This is a genomic window from Paractinoplanes maris, assembly GCF_023544465.1.
Lineage (GTDB): Bacteria > Actinomycetota > Actinomycetes > Mycobacteriales > Micromonosporaceae > Actinoplanes > Actinoplanes maris.
In genome coordinates this window covers 130,952-144,594 of sequence record NZ_JALPVL010000007.1, presented here as the reverse complement: position 1 = coordinate 144,594, position 13,643 = coordinate 130,952, and the positions used below count along the sequence as shown (strand labels likewise).

The following is a 13,643-nucleotide window of genomic DNA, read 5'->3' as shown; positions in this document are numbered from 1 at the left end:
CCACTTCGGCAGCTGGGAGGCGCCGGACGAGTGGGCCGACGACGCCCGGCGTACTTTTCCCGGGCGCGCCCGTGAGCGCCGCCGAGCCCGACCCCGTCACCTGCCTTTCTGTAACGCGGCACACGCAGGGCATTCGTTGGGCGATGGGGGAGGTAAACAGCAACGCCCTCATCGTGCTCGCCATGTTCGTCACGGTGGCGGTGATCGTGGGAGCGGTGGCGACGGCCGCCGGCCGGCGTGTCGTGGAGTCTGATCGGGCCCACGGTGACCTGGCGCAGGAGCAGGCCGCCTTGCGGCGGGTAGCCACCCTGGTCGCTGGTGGGGCCCGGCCCGCCGCCGTGTTCACCGCGGTCGCCGATGAGCTGGCTGGCCTGATCGGCGCTGACGCGACCTTCGTGGCTCGCCGCGACGAGCCGGCCACGGGGGAAGCGGAGGACTTTCCCGCCGGCACCGAGTCTCGGATCCGCGACTTCATCGAGCTTGCGGCTGTGGCCATCGCCAACACCCAGGCCGAACAGGAGCTGCGCGTCCTGGCCGGGACACAGGAGGCGCTGCGCCGCCTGGCCCTGCTCATCGCGCAGGGGGTGGCGCCGGACGTGGTGTTCGCGGCTGTGACCAAGGAGGTGTTGCGTCACTTCGGCAACGGCACGGCTCGGCTGATCCGGTACGAACTGGACGGCACCGCGACGCTATTGGCCAACGAGGGCACCACTGGCCCGCACGTGCAGGTCGGCCACGCTTGGAAGGGCTACCCGCCGACTGGGCTGACCGCGACCGTGCAGCGCTCCGGGCAGACTGCCCGGTGGACGACTACCGTGATCTTCCCGGCGGGCAGAAGTACGCCGCTGAGGGCCTGATCTCCGCTGTGGGCATGCCCATCCACGTCAACGGCCCGCTATGGGGAATGATCGCGGTGGGTTCCGGTGAGGGCCGGCTGCCGGACGACACCGAGGCGCGGATGGCCGAGTTCACCGAGTTGGTGGCGACCGCGGTCGCCGACGCGCAGAGCCATGCGGAGCTGATCAGTTCCCGGGCTCGGATCGTGGCCGCCGCCGATGAGGCTCGCCGTCGTATCGAGCGGGATCTGCACGACGGTGCGCAGCAGCGGCTCGTCGCGCTCGCGCTGCGGCTTCTCTACCGTGTCCTCGGCGATGAACAACCGCCGGGCGATGCTGGCGTTGGACTGCCCTGCGCCATCAGTCCCGAGCGGTCCAGGAGGCCGGCGATGCCCTCCCGCAACAGGACGTCGTCCTTCGCCAACACCACGCGCAAGCCACTCATGATCCCCCTGAAGGTGAAAGACTATGACTACCGCACGAGTGCCACGGATACCAGCTAGCTGGTATCCGGAGAGTCGGGCTGGCCGCGATGTGCCGGGCGGTCGTCTTTCCCACACTGATGGCATGTGCGAACACCGGCCTCCGTGCGCGTCCATCGACCAGCTGGAGCGGGACATCGCCCGCGCCGAACCGACGGCGGCATAGCCATGGCAACCACGACGAACGGCGTCACGTTGCGCGGCCGTCGGAAGGAACAGCACGTCCTCGACAGACTGTTGCTGGAGGTCCGTGCCGGGCGCAGCCGCGCCCTGGTGCTGCGAGGCGAGGCGGGCAGCGGCAAGACCGCGCTCCTCGACTACCTGGCCGGGCGCGGGTCACGCGTACGCGTCCTGCGGACCTCCGGGGTGGAGTCGGAGTCGGAGATCGCCTATTCCGGAGTGCAGCAGTTGTGCGCACCGCTGCTGAACCACCTGAACCGGCTGCCGGAGCCGCAACGCGCCGCCCTCAACATCGTGTTCGGACTGAGCGGCGGCCCGACCCCCGATCTGCTGGTCCTGGGAATGGCGACACTAGGCCTCCTCGCCGAGGCTGCCCTGGAGGAGCCGTTGGTATGCCTGGTCGACGACGTGCAATGGCTGGACCGGCTGTCCGGGCTGATCCTGGCCTTCGTCGCCCGGCGGCTCGACGCCGAGTCGGTGGCGCTGGTGTTCGCCGTCCGAGAGCAGGACGGCGGTGACGTCCTTGCCGGGGTGCCGGAGCTGGCGGTGCCCGGCCTGCCGGAGTCCGACGCGCAGGAGTTGCTGGACTCGGTGCTGGCCGGGCCGGTGGACGCGCGCGTACGGGACCGGATCGTCGCCGAAACGCGTGGCAACCCACTCGCGCTGCTGGAGCTGACGCGCGGGCTGTCGTCGGCGGAGCTGGCGTTCGGGTTCGGTGGCCTGAGCACGGCGCCGCTGGCCGGCCGGGTCGAGGAGGGCTTCCGCCGGCGGATCGCGGCGCTGCCACCGGACACCCGTACGGTGCTGCTGGCCGCGGCGGTCGAGCCGATCGGTGACACCGTGCTGCTGTGGCGGGCCTTGCGCCTTCTCGGCGTCGAGCCTGAGGCCGCGACGCCGGCGGAGGCCGACGGGCTGATCGAGTTCGGCATCTGGGTGCGGTTCCGGCATCCGCTGGTGCGCTCGGCGGCGTGGCGTTCCAGCACCGCAGCCGACTTGCGACGGGTGCATCAGGCCCTTGCCGAGGTGACCGATCCGGTCCGCGATCCGGACCGCCGGGCTTGGCATCAGGCGCACGCCGCAGCCGGCCCGGACGACGAGGTGGCCAAGGAACTGGTGCGACTGGCCGGCCGGGCGCTGACCCGCGGCGGGCGGTCAGCGGCCGCAGCCTTCCTGGAACGTGCGGCGGCATTGACCGGGGAGCCGGCCCGCCGTGGCGCGCTGCTGGTGGACGCTGCCGCCGCCCGGGCCACCGCCGGCTCGTACGCTCAGGTCCCGGACCTGCTGGCTGTAGCCGAACTGACGCCACTGTCCGACTTCGAACGCGCCCGGGCTGAGCGGCTGCGCGCACACGTGACATTCGTGCTCACCCCCGGCCGCACGGCGGGGCCGGCCCTGCTCGCCGCCGCCAACCGGCTCCGGAGGTTCGACCGGGACGCCGCTCGCGACGCGTACCTCACTGCGATCGGCGCGGCGGTGTACGCGGGCCGGTTCGGTGGCCAGGATCTGCGCCGGGCCGCCGAGGAAGCGCGTGATGTGCCGTGCGGGCGGAGCTTCCCCGATCTGCTGCTGGCCGGCCTCGTCTCCTGGGTCCTCGACGGCCGGGCCGCGGCGATGCCGGCGTTGCGCAGCGCTCTGGACGCGATGGGCGCGCCGGAGGACGTCAGCCTGATCTGGCTGGCGTCACCGGTCGCGCACGAGGTTCATCGGATGGATCTCGTCAACCGGATGAGTGAGCAAGCCGTCTGTTTCGCCCGCGAGACCGGCGCGCTCTCCCTGCTGCCCGCCGCGCTGATGTTGCGGGCCGGCAGCCTGCTGTTCGCCGGCCGCTTCGCCGGCGCCACGAATTTGCTGGCGGAGGCCGACGCAGTCACCCAGGCGACCGGCGGGTCGGTCCAGCAGTCCGCCAAGCTGCAATTGGCCGCGTACCGGGGTCACCAAGAGCCGGCCCTTCAGCTGATCGACTCGAAGCTGCGCGACGCCACCGAGCGCGGTGACGGCCGGCTGCACAGCTTGGCCAGCTACGCCAAAGCAGTGCTCGGCAACGGGCTCGGAGATCACCAGGCCGCCCTGGACGCCGCCCGGGACGGCGCCGCCTACGAAGATTTGGCCCTGCACGGCCGGTTGCTGAGCGAACTCGTCGAAGCAGCCGTACGAGCTGGGGATCTGCCGACGGCGGGAGAGGCACGGGAGCGGCTCGCTGAGCAGACCACAGCGGCCGGCGCCCCATCGGCACTGGGCCTGCAGGCGCTCGCTGATGCCCTCGCCGGCCCACCGCAGAAAGCCGAGGAACGCTATCGGGAGGCAGTCGAGTTGCTCACCACCGCGGAGACGGCGATCGAGGGTTTCCGGGCCCAGTTGCTCTTCGGTGAGTGGCTGCGCCGCGGCAATCGCCGCACCGAGGCGCGGCCGCATCTGCGGGCGGCACACGAGGCGTTCACCTCGATGGGCGCCGAAGCTTTCGCCGAGCGGGCCGGGCGTGAACTGGCTGCGACAGGAGAAACGGTACGCCGGCACGTCGAGGGGGCGGCCGACCTGGCCGCTCTGACAGCGCAGGAGGCGGCGGTGGCGCGGCTGGCGGCGACCGGGGAGACCAATCCGGGGATCGCGGCAACGTTGTTCCTGAGTCCGCGGACTGTCGAGTGGCACCTGCGCAAGGTGTATCTCAAGCTGGGCATCACGTCCCGGCGCGAACTCGCTACAACCCTGCGCCCGCGCTGACCCGGCCGCGCCCTTCAAAGCTGAACGGGCCGGGTCGACGCGATGTGCTGTCGATCAGAGCCGGTCCGCGTCGACAACCGCCTGGGTGAACTCGCGGGGCGCCTCCTGCGGCACGTTGTGGCCGACGTCGAAGGTGCGATGCCGGTATTTGCCGGTGAAGTGCGAGCGGTAGCTGCTGCCGTCGCCCGCCGGGGTGAACGGGTCATCCCGGCCGTCGATCGTGATCGTCGGCACCGTGATGTCGGGAGTGGCTTGCAGCCGGCTCTCCAACGCGGCGTACTGCGGTTCGATGGGCAGCAGGCTCTGCCGCCACCGGTAGTTGCCGATCACGATGGGCACGTAGTCGGGATTCGTGAACGCCGCGGCGGTCCGGTCGTATTCGGCGCGGGAATACTTCCAGGTCGGCGAATTGAACTTCCAGATGAACTCGCCGATCTCGTACGCATTCTCCTGCAGCCCGAGCACGCCGCGTTCGGTGGCGAAGTAGTACTGGTACCACCAGGCGTTCTCGGCCGACGGCAACTGGGGCTTGCGATTGAAGGCCAGGTTGGTGATCAGGTAGCCGGTCACCGAGACGAGAGCCTTGACCCGCTCCGGCCACAGCGCGGCGATGATGTCGCCGGTACGCGAACCCCAGTCGTATCCGGCCAGGACTGCTCGGCGGATCTTCAGTGCGTCCATCAGGGCGAGGATGTCGAGGGCGAAGGCAGCCTGGTCGGCGTCGCGCGGCGTGGATGCCGAGTGGAAGGTGGTGCTGCCGTGTCCGCGGAAGTACGGCACGATCACCCGGTACCCGCGGGCGGCGAGCAACGGGGCAACCTTGGAGTAGCTGTGAATGTCGTACGGGAAGCCGTGCATCAGGATCACGGGGGTGCCGCGGGCCGGTCCCAGTTCCACGTACCCGGTGCTGAGAACGCCCGTGTTGATCTGCCTTACCGGGCCGAACGTGGGCCCTTTCCCGCCGGCGGCTGTCGCTGTCGCTGGGCCGGCCGACAGGAGCGGGCCGAGGCCGGCGGTGACGGCGGCGGTGCCGGTGGCGAGTAGGACCTGGCGGCGGCTCGGGTTGTCGGCAAACATGATGACCAACCTTTCTCCTGCTGGGCGTCTGTTTCTCCACGCTCACACAGCAGCCGTTCCGGCCTCCCCAGGGAGCGGCACTGGTGCCGACGACCAGTACCCTGGGGTATATCGACCATAAGTCCATATAGTGAATATGGTTCCTACAGGCCGGCCGGAGCGGGACGCTCAGCGAACTGGCCCGCATTCAGGCGGACACGAGTTCCCCCGCTCGTCAGCCGCCCGGCGCGGGGACCACGGTCCCGAACGTGCCGAAGGGGGCCGCCGCGCACCGCGCGGGGCCCCTTCGGGTTCACATCACTTGGTCTCGCGGGCCGCCCGTTCGATCAGCTCCGCCGTTACGCCCGGGTGCGAAGCGAGCACCAGGTGCGAGGCGCCCGGCACGCTGACGACCTTGGCGCGTGCCCGCTTCGCCATCCAATACTGGGCGGCCGGCGGGATGTTGCGGTCCGCGCCGGGGATCAGGTCGTAGCTCGCGATGCTCCGCCACGCGGGTACGCCCGTCGCAGGCTCGGCCAATGCCGCGGCGTCGACCGGGCGCTGGCTGACGGCCAGCAGCTTCGCCTTGCGAACCGGCACATCAGCGGCGAACTGCTGCGGGAACTTCGCCTGATCGATGTAGAGGTCGGTGCCGCCGCCGGCAACCGGAACCTGCTGCAGGGTGGCGGCCAGCGTGCTGCCGGGGAACTTGTTCGAGAGCTCCCCGGCCGACTCGCCGGTGTCGGGCAGGAACGCGGCGACATAGACCAGCGCCTTGACGTTCTTCTCGCCGGTCGCCGCCGCGGAGATGACATTTCCGGCGTACGAGTGGCCGACGAGCACCACCGGGCCGTCGATGCTGTCGATGATCGATCGGACCGTGCGGGCGTCAGCGGCGACGCTGCGCAGCGGGTTGGCCGCGGCGACGACCGGATAGCCGTGGTTCTGCAGGCGCTGGACGACGTCGTTCCAGCCGCTGGAGTCGGCGAACGCTCCGTGTACCAGCACGACGGTAGGTTCGGCCTGGTGTGAGCCGCCGCCGTGGGCTTGTGCCACGACGGGGCTGAGCACGCCGGCGGCGATGACAGCGGCGACGGCGGTGGCCAGGACGCGGGACTTCGTGGTGCGCAGCATCGTCTTCTTCTTTCGATCGGTGCGGATGGTGGTCAGGCGCGCGCGGCGGCGACGGCCTGCAGGATGGTGGCGGCTACCGGGCCGGGCTGGGAGACCGGCAGGGCGTGCCCGGCGCCGGGGATCTCGGTGAGCTCCTTGCCGCCGGCGCGTTCGCCCATCCAGCGCAGCGCGGCGGCTGGGATGTTGCGGTCCTCGCTACCCCAGACGAACCAGCTCGGCAGCCGTCGCCAGGCGGGCTCGTCGCCGGTCAGGACCTCGGTGAGGGCGGCTTCGGTGATCGGCCGCTGGGTGATCGCCATCAGTGCCGCTTGAGCCGGGTCGGCGTCCGCGGCGAACTGGTGCGGGAACTTGGCGGGGGAGATGGAGAGTTCTCGGCCACCGCCGGTCAGCGGCCGGGCGACTACAGCGTCGCCGAGTGTGCTGCCCGCGAAACGGTTCGACAGAGCCAGCGCGGTGTCGCCGATGTCCGGAGCGAACGCGGCCACGAATACCAGGGCGCGTACGGCTGGGTCGTCGGCGGCGGCCTGGGTGATGACCTGGCCGCCGTACGAGTGGCCGGCCAGGATGACGGGCGTATTGAGCGACGCGACGACGTCACGGACGTAAGCGGCGTCGGTGGCAACGCCACGCAGCGGGTTGGCGACCGCCACGGCGGCGACGTCCACGGCGGCGAGGCGCTCGATCACGCCGTTCCAACTGGCCGACTCGGCGAACGCACCGTGGACGAGGACGACGGTGACATCGGGCATGGCTTCCTCCGAAAATGCGGTTTGGGCTGTGCCGAGAAGCCTTGCTGGCCGAGGACACCGTCCGCCCCCGGCGCGGGCACTGGTCCACCCCGGCCGGGGACCCTGGCGGTGCGCGCGCCGAAGCCAGTGACCTGGGTCGTCTGCCCTACTGCCCTGTGCGGTGCGGCGGGCAGCGGAAAAGTCACAAGGGACGCGGCCATGGTCCATGGCGAAGGCCGCAGGGTTCGGCGCCTGACACCGTCCCGCTCCCGCGAGCGCAGCGCTCCACCGTGAGCAGGTGGCACCGGTCCGTACCAGCCGGGGCCACCTGCGAGCGCTGTCACGTCTCGACCCGGCCGGCGGCACCACCACGGTAATCTCCCTGCGAGGAGGCTCAGGTGGCCTATGGCATCAGAAGTTCCAAGCTGCGCGGACGTCGGCAGGAGCGGGAGACCCTCGACCGTATGCTGCGTGACGCACGTGACGGGCAGAGCCGGGTGCTGGTGCTGCGCGGGGAGGCGGGTTGCGGCAAGACCGCACTGCTCGACCACCTCACTGAGCGGGCGAGCTTTGCCAGGGTGCTGCGGGCCGCCGGGGTCGAGTCCGAGTCCGAGATCGCGTATTCGACGTTGCAGCAGCTCTGCGCGCCCCTGCTGGGCCACCTCGACGCACTGCCGGCGCCGCAGCGTGAGGCGTTGGCCACGGCGTTCGGGCTGGTCGCCGGGCGGACGCCGGAACCGCTGCTGATCGGGCTCGCGGTGCTCGGCCTGTTCGCCGAGGCCGCCGCCGAGCAACCGCTGGTCTGCATGGTCGACGACGTGCAATGGGCCGACGCCATGTCCACGGCGATCCTGACTTTCGTGGCACGCCGGCTGAGCGTCGAAGCAGTCGCGCTCTTCTTCGCCGCCCGCAGTCCCGGCGACGACCGGATTCTCGCCGGTCTGCCAGAGATGCAGGTGCCCGGTCTGCCGGACGCGGACGCCCGGGCGCTGCTCGATGCCGTGCTGACCGGTCCGGTTGATGCCCACGTCCGGGACCGGATCGTCGCCGAGACCCGCGGCAACCCGCTCGCGCTGCTGGAATTGCCGCGAGGACTGTCGCCGGCCGAGCTGGCGTTCGGGTTCGGCGGGCACATCACGACGCCCCTGGCGAGCCGGGTCGAGGAAGGCTTCCAGCGGCGTATCGCGGTGCTGCCGGAGCAGACCCGCACCCTGCTGCTGGCGGCGGCCGTGGAGCCGGTCGGCGACGTGCCTTTGCTGTGGCGGGCTTTGGAACTGCTCGGGGTGGAGCCGGAAGCGGCGGCCGCTGCGGAGCACGAAGGTTTGATCGAGTTCGATGTGCGGGTGCGGTTCCCGCATCCGCTGGTCCGCTCGGCCGCATGGCGTTCCGGCCGCGCGGCCGAACTGCGGGCGGTGCACGCCGCGCTGGCCGAGGCGACCGACCATGCCAGAGACCCGGACCGCCGCGCGTGGCACCGCGCGCACGCCGCGCTGGGCCCCGACGAGGAGATCGCCGCAGAGCTGGAAGGTTCAGCGCGGCGAGCACAGTCCCGCGGCGGCTGTGCAGCAGCGGCCGCCTTCCTGGAACGGGCCGCGGAACTGGCCCCGGATCCCGGCAACCGCAGTGAGCTGCTGGTGTCCGCGGCGCACGCCCGGATCGAAGCAGGGTCTTACGGCCGAGGGCTGGACCTTTTGGGGGCCGCCGAAACTGGGCCGCTCGACCCGCTGCGGCAGGCTCGTGCCGAGCGGCTGCGCGCACAGGTCGCCTACGCGCTCAACCCCGGAAGCGGGTCCGTGCCGGCGCTGCTCGCCGCAGCCCGGGGGCTGGATGAGCTCGACCCGGTCGCCGCCCGCGACACCTTGCTCACCACGATGAGCGCCGCCATGTATGCCGGCCGATTCGGTGACGACACCCTGCGGTTGGCCGCCGAAGCCGCGCGCAGCCGCGCATCGGCGGGACAAGCATTTCCCGACTTGCTACTGGCCGGCGTGGTCTCCTGGGTTCTGGACGGGCGGTCCGCGGCCGTGCCGCTGCTGTGCCGGGCATTGGACGCGATGGTCCCGGCCGGGGACGTCGGTCCGGTCTGGCCTGCGGCGGCCGTCGCCTACGAGATGTTCCGGCTGGACCTGGCCTTCCGGATGAACCAGGAGGCGGTGCGCTTCGCACTGGGCAACGGGGCGCTGTCGCTGTTGTCCAGTGCGCTGGACAACTGGGCGAACAGCCTCGTCGACGCGGGTCGGTTCGCAGAGGCGGCGGACCTGATGGACGAGATCGACGCGGTCACGGCGGCCACCGACGGCTCGGCCGACCAGTTGTCCCGGCTGTTCCTGGAGGCGCACCGCGGCCCCGAGCAGGCGGCGATGCACCTGATCGAGGCGAGACTGAACGAGGGGGCGGCACTCGGCAACGGCCGGCTGCACTCGGTGGCACACCACGCCCTCGCGACGCTGCAGAACGGGCTGGGCAACCACCGTGCCGCGATGACGGCGGCGCAGGAGGCGACCGCGTACCCGGAGATGGCGCTTGGCCATTGGGCACTGCGGGAGTTGGTCGAAGCGGCTGCCCGGGCGGGGGAGCCGGAGGTGGCGGCCGAGGCTCGGGACCGGCTCGCCGAGCGGACCGCGGACACACCGACACGTGCCGCCCTCGGCGTGCAGGCGCTCGCCGACGCGCTCGCCGGGCCGCCCGAGCAGGCGGAGGACCGCTACCGCGAAGCCATCGACCAGTTGAGCGCCGTCGAAACCGCCACTCATGGCTGCCGGGCACGGCTGCTCTTCGGCGAGTGGCTCGCGCGGGCCAACCGGCGCACCGAGGCTCGCGTCGAGTTGCGGGCGGCGTACGAGACGTTCTCGACGATGGGGGCGCCGGTGTTCGCCGCGCGGGCCGCGCGGGCACTGGCGGTCACCGGCGAGGCGGTCGCAGAACGGCCGGCGGGCGCGGGTGAGCACCTGACCCGGCAGGAAGCCGCGATCGTCCGGTTGGCGATCGCCGGGCAGACGAACCCGGAGATCGCATCGGCGCTGTTCCTCAGCCCGCGTACCATCGAGTGGCATCTGCGGAAGGTCTTCACCAAGCTCGGCATCGGCTCGCGCCGGGAACTGGCCGCCGCACTGCGCGACCGGTGAGGCGCCAGGGCCCGGGCCCGGGCCCGCCAGGGTCCGGCACGGGCGCGCCGTGTCCTCGGACCGGGCAGTCTGAGGGAAGTTCCCCTGCCATCGCCCGAGGAGTACGACATGTCCACGATTCACTTCGTCGAGAAGACCACCGCGACGCCCGAGCAGTTCCTCGCCGGCCTCACCGACTTCGGGCCGGGCCGCGCCCAGCTGTTCGGCAACAGCGCCGACGAGTATCTGAAGATCCACGGCCAGGGCCCGGACTGGGCCGACGTCACCGAAGGCTCCGGTGGCATCTGGGAGCGGTTGCGTTACGACTGGTCCGATGCCCACCGGGTCGTGATGACGACCACCGACTCCAACATCTGGGGCGGCCGGTCGGGGCACACCTACACGCTGACGCCGCAGCCGGACGGGACCACGGTGCTGGACGTGGTGGTGGTGCGGGAGGGCAAGAACCTCAAGGGCCGCCTGACCGGTGTGCTGCTCGGGACCATCGGCAAAGGGGTCCTTGGCAAGGCGCTGAAGAACACCGTCAAAGCCATCGAGGCCCGCAACCACATCGTCCGATAGCCGGGCGCGGCCCGCGGTGTGGGTGGCAGTACCACGCCCACACCGCCGGCCGCTCGACGATCAGCCGGGCAGTCCCGCCATGGCGTTCCTGGGCAGTGCGGTCCGCAGTTCGCGGCGATTGCTGATGCCGAGCTTGGTGAAGACTTTGCGCAGGTGCCACTCCACGGTGCGGCCGCTGAGAAACAGTTCGGCGCCGATCTCCACATTAGACTGGCCGTCTCGGGCGCGCCGGGCGATCTGCCGCTCCTGAGCGGTCAGCTCGGCCGGTGCCATCAGCATCCGGGTTCGGGTCGGCGCCCCGGTGGCGGCCAGTTCCCGGCCGGCTCTTTCGGCGAAGGCCTCGGCGCCGAAGGACACGAACATCTCGTGCGCCGTACGCAGGGCGGCGCGCGCGTCGGAGGTCCGGCCGGCCCGGCGTAGCCACTCCCCGTACACCAGGTGGGTTCGGGCCAACATGAAAGCGGCGCGGCAGCGACCCAGCCGGTCGATCGCCTCGCGATAGAGCGGCTCGGCAGCCGCGCCGTCGGTGACCATGGCCCGCGAGCGTGCTTCGACGCCGATCCCCCATTCGCCGCCACTCGGACCGGTGCGGGCGGCGAGCCGCTCCAAAGCCTGGGAAGCGGCTGCCCGGTCACCGCAGCGTTCGGCCGCCTCGACCAGTTCGACCAAGGCCCAGTTCGCGAATCCGGCCTCCGGCGGGTATGACGTCGCGTTCGCCGCCGCGGCATGTGCCTGCGCGTAATGGCCCAGGCCGTTGTGCAGCACCGCGGCGAACATGTGCATCGCCGTCAGCACCGCACCCTGGCTGCGTGCGGCCAGGGTGTCCGTGACGCCGGGAAGCAGTCGCGCCACGTCGGCTTCCTGACCACGCCACGCGGCCACGGCGAGCGCCGCGATAGGCGGCTGACTGTCGCCGGTGGCCACGCCTACCGCGTCGACCTCGTCGATCAGCGCAGCCGCCTGCGAGATCTCGCCTTGATGCAGATGCAGGGCGAGTCGTTGGTAGAGGATGAAGGTCAAGCCGCTGAGTGCGCCGGTGGTCCGCGCGATCCGCAGATGCCGGGAGGTCAGCTCCTGCCAGGCCTCGTCGTCCCATACCGTATGGGCGGCGTGCGACACGACGTAGAACTGCTGGACCGTGTCCTGGTCGATGGCGTTGCCGCGAATGCCGTCCAACGCCCGCCGCACGAGAGCGGCACCGCCGCCGAACCCGTCGGTGTACAACTGGGCCAGGCCGTCGAGAAGCAAGTCCGGCGCGGCAGCCGGGCCGTCGGCGAGCGGGGCCTTGCGAGCGGCTGCCGCCACCTCGACCAATCCTGTGTCGCCGGCGAACCGGCCCACGAACACCGCTCCGGCGAAGGCTTCCAGGTATGTCCTGCGCGCCCGATCGACGTCGATGCTCTCGAACCGCTGAGCCGCGTCGAGCAGCAGGCCGGGCGCCTCGGTGCTGCGGGTAGCCGAGGCGAACACCATCTCCGCGCGCAGCAGGCTGATGCGGGCGCCGCGCAGCTCGTCCGGCGGGCCGGCCGAGGAACCGGCCAGCAGCGCGGTCGCGGCGTCGGCCGACCCGGCGCGGTACGTCGCCCGGGCCGCCAGCAGTGCGCGATCCGCCCGGCGCGCCGGGTCGGCGCTCAACTCGGCCGCCCGTTGCAGGAATGCGGCGGCCGCGGCCAGACCACCTCGTGCATGGGCGCGCCCAGCCGACGCCTCGAGCTTCACCGCGACTGACTCGTCCGCGCCGACCGTAGCGTGCGAGAGGTGCCAAGCATGGCGGTCGGGATCCGTTTCCGGCGAGGTGGCCTGGGCGAGGGCCTGGTGCGCCTTGCGCCGGTCGGCCGACGACGCTGCGCCGTAGACTGCGGAACGAACCAGCGTGTGGCGGAATACCACGCGCGAACTGATCTGCAACAGATCAGCCGCGCGCAGCGAGTCCCCGGCCTCCGGGCCGAGCCCCAGATGAGCGGCAGCCCGCTGCAGCAGGGCAGTGTCGCCGACCGGGTCGGCCGCCGCGAGCAGCAGCAACATGCGGGCATCAGCCGGCAAGATGTCGACGCGGCGCAGGAAACTTTCCTCGATGCGGCCCTGCGGCAGCCCGAATCCGCCGGCCAGCGTGACCGGTGACCAGGTCTGCGGCAGTTCCAGCAGGGCGAGCGGGTTTCCGCGCGCCTCCGCCAGAACAGCCTCACGGACGTCTGCGTCCAGCGGCCACCGCACCGCCTCGGCGAGCAGCGCTCGCGCCTCAGCGTCAGGCAACCCGGTGATCCGCAGCTCTGGCAAGCTCCGCAGAATGCTCATGGTCTCCGCGGCCGGCTCCCGGACGGCGAAGATCATGACCACGGACTCGGCCAGCAACCGGCGGGCCACAAAGGCCAGAGTCCGCGCGGATGCCTGATCGAGCCATTGCGCGTCGTCGATCACGCACACCAGCGGCTGTCCCGCGGTGCCCTCGGCCAGCAGGCTGAGTACCGCGAGCCCGACCAGGAATGGTTCGGGTGCGGCACCCGTCCGCAGGCCGAAGGTGATTCCCAACGCGTCGCGCTGGGGCAGCGGCAGGTGGTCGAGGCGGGGGAGCAGTGGCCCGCAGAGCTGATGCAGTGCCGCGAACGGCAACTCCTGCTCCGCCTCGATGCCGGCGACCCGGGCGACCTGGAGGTCGCCGGCGGCGGCAACCGCCTCGTCCAGCAGCGCGGTCTTGCCCATGCCCGCCGCACCCGTCAGCACCAGTGCACCGCTGCGGCCGCCACGGGACGCCTGCACCAATCCGGTGAGAACTGCTCGCTCGTTGTCTCGGCCCCGTAGCATCGTGTTGCCCCCTGTCCGCGT

The 13,643-nt window shown here is 71.4% G+C and carries 9 protein-coding genes; 5 read left to right on the top strand and 4 right to left on the bottom strand.

Translation table 11 applies throughout. The features are described from left to right. Positions 1–71: 71 nt before the first annotated feature. The 3 genes from NAG42_RS45530 to NAG42_RS21270 all read left to right on the top strand — a co-directional run bounded on the left by NAG42_RS45530 (position 72) and on the right by NAG42_RS21270 (position 4,216). Complete coding sequence (locus NAG42_RS45530) at positions 72–857, top strand: hypothetical protein (protein ID WP_250032334.1); 786 nt, start codon at positions 72–74, stop codon at positions 855–857. Then, on the top strand, positions 740–1,339 hold the full coding sequence (locus NAG42_RS45525) for a GAF domain-containing protein (protein WP_438872427.1): 600 nt from the start codon (positions 740–742) through the stop codon (positions 1,337–1,339). Before NAG42_RS45530 ends, NAG42_RS45525 begins: the two co-directional genes overlap by 118 nt. 147 nt (positions 1,340–1,486) lie before the next feature. Further along, a complete protein-coding gene (locus NAG42_RS21270) occupies positions 1,487–4,216 on the top strand; it encodes a helix-turn-helix transcriptional regulator (protein ID WP_250032332.1) in 2,730 nt (909 codons plus the stop codon). A gap of 54 nt (positions 4,217–4,270) precedes the next feature. Here the strand turns inward: NAG42_RS21270 and NAG42_RS21265 are convergent, their stop codons facing one another. From NAG42_RS21265 to NAG42_RS21255, 3 genes are all read right to left on the bottom strand, one after another. After that, on the bottom strand, positions 4,271–5,293 hold the full coding sequence (locus NAG42_RS21265; RefSeq protein ID WP_250032330.1) for an alpha/beta fold hydrolase: 1,023 nt from the start codon (positions 5,291–5,293) through the stop codon (positions 4,271–4,273). 297 nt (positions 5,294–5,590) lie between these two features. Continuing rightward, the gene (locus NAG42_RS21260; protein ID WP_250032328.1) at positions 5,591–6,406 is read right to left on the bottom strand and encodes an alpha/beta fold hydrolase; all 816 of its coding nucleotides are present in this window, start codon (positions 6,404–6,406) and stop codon (positions 5,591–5,593) included. 32 nt (positions 6,407–6,438) lie between these two features. Continuing rightward, on the bottom strand, positions 6,439–7,155 hold the full coding sequence (locus tag NAG42_RS21255; protein WP_250032327.1) for an alpha/beta fold hydrolase: 717 nt from the start codon (positions 7,153–7,155) through the stop codon (positions 6,439–6,441). Between the two features lie 377 nt (positions 7,156–7,532). On the opposite strand from NAG42_RS21255, the gene NAG42_RS44215 reads away from it, so the two are divergent. Both NAG42_RS44215 and NAG42_RS21240 read left to right on the top strand, forming a co-directional pair. After that, positions 7,533–10,259, top strand: coding sequence for an ATP-binding protein (locus NAG42_RS44215; protein ID WP_308201166.1), 2,727 nt, complete (start codon positions 7,533–7,535; stop codon positions 10,257–10,259). A 108-nt stretch (positions 10,260–10,367) separates the two neighbouring features. Next, positions 10,368–10,820, top strand: a complete 453-nt coding sequence (locus NAG42_RS21240) for an SRPBCC family protein (protein ID WP_250032326.1) — start codon at positions 10,368–10,370, stop codon at positions 10,818–10,820. A 60-nt stretch (positions 10,821–10,880) separates the two neighbouring features. On the opposite strand, the gene NAG42_RS21235 is transcribed toward NAG42_RS21240, so the two are convergent. Continuing rightward, positions 10,881–13,622, bottom strand: coding sequence for an AAA family ATPase (locus tag NAG42_RS21235; protein ID WP_250032325.1), 2,742 nt, complete (start codon positions 13,620–13,622; stop codon positions 10,881–10,883). Positions 13,623–13,643: the final 21 nt, after the last annotated feature.

Coding starts and splice junctions, on each gene's coding strand:
- NAG42_RS21270 (WP_250032332.1), top strand. CDS start 1,487: ATGGCAACCACGACGAACGGCGTCACGTTGCGCGGCCGTCGGAAGGAA.
- NAG42_RS21265 (WP_250032330.1), bottom strand. CDS start 5,293: ATGTTTGCCGACAACCCGAGCCGCCGCCAGGTCCTACTCGCCACCGGC.
- NAG42_RS21260 (WP_250032328.1), bottom strand. CDS start 6,406: ATGCTGCGCACCACGAAGTCCCGCGTCCTGGCCACCGCCGTCGCCGCT.
- NAG42_RS21255 (WP_250032327.1), bottom strand. CDS start 7,155: ATGCCCGATGTCACCGTCGTCCTCGTCCACGGTGCGTTCGCCGAGTCG.
- NAG42_RS21240 (WP_250032326.1), top strand. CDS start 10,368: ATGTCCACGATTCACTTCGTCGAGAAGACCACCGCGACGCCCGAGCAG.
- NAG42_RS21235 (WP_250032325.1), bottom strand. CDS start 13,622: ATGCTACGGGGCCGAGACAACGAGCGAGCAGTTCTCACCGGATTGGTG.